The organism is Methylobacterium sp. J-030, from assembly GCF_022829545.1.
Taxonomy (GTDB): Bacteria; Pseudomonadota; Alphaproteobacteria; order Rhizobiales; family Beijerinckiaceae; genus Methylobacterium.
The window spans coordinates 1-5,209 of the sequence record NZ_JAKSYM010000132.1 but is presented as its reverse complement, the minus strand read 5'-3'; the positions used below and the strand labels follow the sequence as shown (position 1 = coordinate 5,209).

The following is a 5,209-nucleotide window of genomic DNA, read 5'->3' as shown; positions in this document are numbered from 1 at the left end:
CGAGTGCGGGAAGTTGCTAGCCCAGGCCAAGGAGACGGTCCCGCACGGCGGCTGGGATGCTTGGCTCCGGCTGAACACCACCGTCTCACCCAGGACGGCACAGCTCTACATGCGGATCGCCCGGCACGTCGAAGGCGACTCCGCAAAAGCGCAACGCGTTGCGGGTTTGAGCGTGCGCGAGGCCGCCGCCGAGGCGACCGGACCGAAGCGGGCTACTGCATCTCGGAAACCCCTGTCGCCCGAGGCCGAGCACGACTTCACCGAATTGAAGCAGGTCTGGGACGAGGCGAAGGACAATCCCGATTGGCAGGAGGGGGCAGCCCGCGAGCTATTCCGCCTCGGATACATCACCAAGCCGCAGCGGAACGATATCATCCGGGGCGTCTGGGCAAAGCACTATGCCCACCTGACCGACGCCGATCGGAAGGACGCCGGTAGACGCGTCGCCGAAATGATTGTCGCGGCGATCCCGCGCGCCAAGCTGCTCGAACTCATCCCCAGGCTCAAGCACGTGCCAGCCAGCGATATCGCGATCGCAATGGGAGACGTGCAGGAAGATCGGAAGCGCCGGGCAGCTGAGCGTTCGGCCTAACCGTCAGACGATCAGATGCCGACGCTGGCTGCGCCGGCTTCAGCTGCCTGCTTGACAGTGGCGCCGCTGCGTAGCGCCGCGGCTATCGCGGCCGACGCCGTATCGATTGCCTCGGCGCGCTCATCGCCGAAATCACGCGTGCTGTTCTTGTCGGAGCCCGTTCGGGCATAATAGTTGTCTGGGAACCGGTTGCTCAGGCGCATCATCAAAATCTTCGTAGCACCGCGATAATCTTCGTCGAAATTCCTGCCCGTGTTCGCGACTGAGCTTTCATGATCTGCGGCATCGCTCTCCCTCGCCACCGAAGAGCTTTTTCGTTCCTCGCTTCTGCCAAAGACAAACTGGAAGACCCGAGAGAGCAGCCAACTGATGAAGTTCATTGGGGCATCCTGAGCGGGCAGCAGCAGACGCGCCCCATCAAAGCATGCAACGCACCTCCCTCAACTTCGGACTCTGTGGTGCGGCTATGATGCCCGTCGACCTGAGGGCCGAGCTACTTCCGGTCATCTCAACAGAACAACCGCATGCCCGCACCCTTCACATATGAGGCTGTCATAACAAAATCGCCGCGGACCTATGGTGCCTGCGGGACGAGCTTAACGGGCCGGACTTCTACTGAATCTTCATCGCTCGCTCGGCGGTCTACACGCCGACAGTACCTCCAGCGCCTCGCCGACCGAAGCCGGTTCTTCCCCGAGCGCTCGCATCCACCGCCATTGGACGGAGCGGCTCTGTCGCTGGTTCATAACGGATGCGATCCGTCAGTCGTGCCGTACCACCAGGAGACTGGTCACCTTCAGTACCGGGCCAGAACCAGAGCGCTCCGAATATTGCCAAGTTGCAGAGCATACCGATGATGGTGCTGTGGTGATTGCGCAGGGCCATCGCAGGCATGGCGTGCGCCAAGACCGCGTCGAAGATGCAGACGGCAAACCAGCACCCTAAGACGATCCACGGGTTCCATCCAATATCCCGCAGCCGGCGCACCTGAAACGTCAGGTGGCTCCAAGCGCACGTGAACCCCAGTACGACCAGCAGGGGCAGCCAGAGGAATAACGCTGGCCCAGTCGGGGCATGGGATCCCGACCCTTTCAGGAAGCCAAAGATCGCAAACAGCGCTCCTGCTGCCAGGACAACCGCACCAACGCCGAGCGCCAGTGTGCTGAGGATGTACGTCACCCGCCCAACACGGCCCGAGAAACTGAACAGCGGCGGCATGGCATACAAGCTCCAATGCCACACGTGTACCGGCTCGATCTTTCGAAATCAGAAATGAGACTCCTTAATCGAGCGTAATTAGATATCAGAGAATGCCGCAGCTAACGCTTTCTATCGAGGCATCCACCTTGAGATGAATTTCATCGGCCGCACGACATTCGATTCATCGCTGCTCATCGCCTCGCCGCCCGGCAACAGCGCTGCGATCAGCCGAAGCAGGTTGTCCCGTTCCGGGCCCTCGAACAGCACTAGGAAGGTGCCAAGGTTGAATTCGACTTCAAGCTCGTTCTCGCCGGGACGGTAGCGCACGTAAGGCTGACCAGTTTGCAGATCTTGCGCCAGTAACCAGCGCCTGCCATCCGGTTCCGTGTGAAACTCCCTGGACGTGTGAGACGCACTCCGAATCATGACGTACTCAATTCGCACCGTGAACTCTGATCAGTTCCATTGCATGCAGCATAGGATGTCACATTGATATCCGACGGTGATGCTGAGCTGTGGACGGTTTAGTTGAGTGAGTGACCGGAATCGGGTCTGACTGGCTTAGCGGATCAGCCGGTGAAGACACCGACAGTGCTCGGCGGGATCCATCGATTGGGGGGGGGGGGACCTACGCGTTCGCATCCACCGCAAACACGGAAAAATCTTGGAGCGCTGTCGAGACCACCCGCTTACCCGGAAACCAGAACTGGCCGCCCAAGGATCGTCGCATAAAGCCATGACCTGCATTCGGCGCTGGTACGGAAAGGTACGCTCTTGTCGTACTGGATCAGGGCTAGTCCGAAATATTCGGTTTGACAATTCAAATCGGACCGCTGATATTCAGACCAGTCAAATCGGACTGGAGCGGTCAGATGTTTGTTCGTGGGTACCTTCGAGCCTCGACTTCCGAGCAGGACGCAACGCGAGCGCGTGAACCGCTTGAAGCCTTCGCCCGCGAGCGCGGTCTGCGGGTGGCCGCGTGGTACGTCGAGAACGAGTCGGGTTCGAAGCTGGCCCGGCCAGAGCTGTTCCGACTGCTGAAGGATGCGCAGCCCGGCGACGTGCTCCTCGTCGAGCAAGTAGACCGTCTGAGCCGCCTTACAGCTGCGGACTGGAACAAGCTCAAGGCTGAGATCGCCACCCGCCAGGTGCGCGTTGTGGCGCTTGATCTGCCCACCTCTTGGATGATGGCGACAGCGGACGCAGACGGCTTCACCAGCCGCATGTTCGAGGCGATCAACGGCATGATGCTGGACATGCTCGCCGCAGTCGCCCGCAAGGATTTTGAGGATCGCCGCCGCCGTCAGGCACAGGGCATCGCGAAGGCCAAGGCCGAGGGCAGGATGCGAGGTCGCCCACAGGACACAGCGCGCAACGCAGGCATCGCCGCGATGCTCAAGAAGGGCATGTCGTGGTCTCAGATCCAGGGCACGCTCCGATGCTCGCGGGATACCATCGCTCGCGTCGCCAAGGGCGTATGAGGCCACCCAATCTTCACCTCTAGAATAACTTATAGCATGTGCTATATTACCGGCCTGGTATCGCCAGATTGGGCTGGGAAACTCCATGAAGGTGCGCGGTCGCAGCACGGTCACGAACGGCAATCGCCTGTCGGCTGATATCGACGGTCGGACGGTCTGGGCGCGCCGGATGCGCGACCTCATCGAGTTGCACGTCGCCGACCTCGGCGGGCACGACGCCATCTCGGAGGCCGAGCGCAGCCTAGTCCGTCGGGCCGCCACGTTGGCGACAGAGCTGGAACGGCTGGAGGCACAGTTCGCTGCTGCCGGAGCCGCCGATCCCGAGACACTGGATCTCTACGGCCGACAGGCCGGCACTTTGAAGCGCATCCTTGAAGGTCTCGGCCTGCGGCGGCGCCCACGCGACGTCACACCCGACCTGCGCGAGTACATCGATGCGAGGCCGGCCGCATGAACCTGCTGGAGGCCACCACCGACCCGAAGTTGTTCCAATCCTGGTTTCGGGACGAAGACACGTGGACGGCGTGGCGGGCGTTCCTGGGTGCCGTGTTCGGTTTGCCGCTGTCCGAGGCCGAGGCCGAAACCTACCGGGCCTGTACGAATCGACAGACGCTTCCCGAAACCGCCTACACCGAGGCGTGGCTCATCTGCGGGCGCCGCGGCGGCAAATCCTTCATCATGGCACTCGTGGCGGTCTACCTCGCGGCCTTCCGCGAGTATCGCCAGTGCCTCGCACCGGGCGAGCGGGCGACCATCCTGATCCTAGCGGCCGATCGGCGTCAGGCGCGGGTGATCTTCCGGTACATCCGTGCCCTGCTCACCGAGGTGCCGATGCTGGCGCGGATGATCGAGCGCGAGACGGCGGATGAGTTCGACCTCAAGAACCGGGTGACGGTGGAGGTGGGCACCTCATCCTACCGTGCCGTTCGAGGGCGCACGTTGGCGGCCGCCTTGGCCGATGAGATCGCGTTCTGGCCGACCGACGACGCGGCCGAGCCGGATTATGCGATCTTGGATGCGCTGAGACCCGCGATGGCCACGATCCCCGGCGCGATGCTGCTGTGCGCTAGCAGCCCCTACGCGCGGCGTGGCGCCTTGTACGATGCCCACCGTCGCCACTTTGGCAAGGATGGCTCGCCCGTGCTGGTCTGGCAGGCGGCGACGCGGGTCATGAACCCGACGATCCCGCAATCGGTGATCGACGAGGCGCTTGAGCGAGATCTCCCGAGCGCCTCGGCCGAGTACCTCGCGCAGTTCCGCAGCGATGTGGAGAGTTTCGTCGCCCGGGAGGTGGTTGAGGCTGCCACCCCGCCCGGTGTGGTCGAGAAGGCACCGATCACCAGCATCACCTACAGCGCGTTCTGCGACCCGTCCGGTGGCGCATCGGACTCGATGACGCTGGCGATCGGCCACCGGGAAGACGAGCGTGTTGTTCTTGATGCGGTGCGCGAGCGTAAGGCGCCGTTCTCGCCTGAGGCGGTGGTATTGGAGTTCTCGGACCTCCTGAAGCGCTATGGCCTCAGCACGGTGGTCGGTGACCGATATGCCGGCTCCTGGCCGCGGGAGAGCTTCCAGCGGCACGGCATCACCTACGAGCCATCCGAGAAGCCCAAGAGCCAGATCTACATCGACTTGTTGCCGAAGCTGAACTCGGGCGAGGTTGAACTGCTCGACGTGCCGGTGTTGGCGACGCAGCTCATCACGCTGGAGCGTCGGACGGCCCGCGGCGGTCGAGACAGCATTGATCACGCGCCGGGCGGTCATGATGACGTGGCGAACGCCGCGGCAGGCGTGTTGGTGAGCCTGCAGAAGCAGCCCGGCGACTACGACCCGGACATGTGGGCGAGGCTGCTCGATGACTAGCGCCCCCGCCCGTCGAGCCACGGTTATCAGCCACGACCGATCGGGTGCGGGTCTGTCTCCCCGCTCCCCGATG

7 protein-coding genes are annotated in these 5,209 nt (G+C 62.9%); 4 read left to right on the top strand and 3 right to left on the bottom strand.

What is annotated here, in order from left to right; translation table 11 throughout:
• The first annotated feature begins 13 nt into the window (after window positions 1-13).
• Window positions 14-592 carry a DUF3102 domain-containing protein gene (locus MKK75_RS07210; RefSeq protein ID WP_279593666.1) on the top strand — a complete coding sequence of 193 codons (579 nt, stop codon included), beginning with the start codon at window positions 14-16 and terminating at the stop codon, window positions 590-592.
• Between the two features lie 11 nt (window positions 593-603).
• Here MKK75_RS07210 and MKK75_RS07205 read toward each other — a convergent pair whose 3' ends face one another.
• The 3 genes from MKK75_RS07205 to MKK75_RS07195 form a co-directional block, all read right to left on the bottom strand.
• Window positions 604-972: a hypothetical protein gene (locus MKK75_RS07205; RefSeq protein WP_244041927.1), complete on the bottom strand. Its 369-nt coding sequence runs from the start codon at window positions 970-972 to the stop codon at window positions 604-606.
• 262 nt (window positions 973-1,234) lie between these two features.
• Window positions 1,235-1,810 carry a DUF805 domain-containing protein gene (locus MKK75_RS07200; RefSeq protein WP_244041926.1) on the bottom strand — a complete coding sequence of 192 codons (576 nt, stop codon included), beginning with the start codon at window positions 1,808-1,810 and terminating at the stop codon, window positions 1,235-1,237.
• A 111-nt stretch (window positions 1,811-1,921) separates the two neighbouring features.
• A complete protein-coding gene (locus MKK75_RS07195) occupies window positions 1,922-2,119 on the bottom strand; it encodes a hypothetical protein (protein ID WP_244041925.1) in 198 nt (65 codons plus the stop codon).
• A gap of 545 nt (window positions 2,120-2,664) precedes the next feature.
• Between MKK75_RS07195 and MKK75_RS07190 the strand changes: the two genes are divergently transcribed.
• From MKK75_RS07190 to MKK75_RS07180, 3 genes are all read left to right on the top strand, one after another.
• A complete protein-coding gene (locus tag MKK75_RS07190) occupies window positions 2,665-3,273 on the top strand; it encodes a recombinase family protein (RefSeq protein WP_244041924.1) in 609 nt (202 codons plus the stop codon).
• An 85-nt stretch (window positions 3,274-3,358) separates the two neighbouring features.
• On the top strand, window positions 3,359-3,727 hold the full coding sequence (locus tag MKK75_RS07185) for a hypothetical protein (protein WP_244041923.1): 369 nt from the start codon (window positions 3,359-3,361) through the stop codon (window positions 3,725-3,727).
• Window positions 3,724-5,136, top strand: a complete 1,413-nt coding sequence (locus MKK75_RS07180; protein ID WP_244041922.1) for a hypothetical protein — start codon at window positions 3,724-3,726, stop codon at window positions 5,134-5,136. Before MKK75_RS07185 ends, MKK75_RS07180 begins: the two co-directional genes overlap by 4 nt.
• Window positions 5,137-5,209: the final 73 nt, after the last annotated feature.

Coding starts and splice junctions, on each gene's coding strand:
- MKK75_RS07205 (WP_244041927.1), bottom strand. CDS start 972: ATGAACTTCATCAGTTGGCTGCTCTCTCGGGTCTTCCAGTTTGTCTTT.
- MKK75_RS07200 (WP_244041926.1), bottom strand. CDS start 1,810: ATGCCGCCGCTGTTCAGTTTCTCGGGCCGTGTTGGGCGGGTGACGTAC.
- MKK75_RS07190 (WP_244041924.1), top strand. CDS start 2,665: ATGTTTGTTCGTGGGTACCTTCGAGCCTCGACTTCCGAGCAGGACGCA.
- MKK75_RS07185 (WP_244041923.1), top strand. CDS start 3,359: ATGAAGGTGCGCGGTCGCAGCACGGTCACGAACGGCAATCGCCTGTCG.
- MKK75_RS07180 (WP_244041922.1), top strand. CDS start 3,724: ATGAACCTGCTGGAGGCCACCACCGACCCGAAGTTGTTCCAATCCTGG.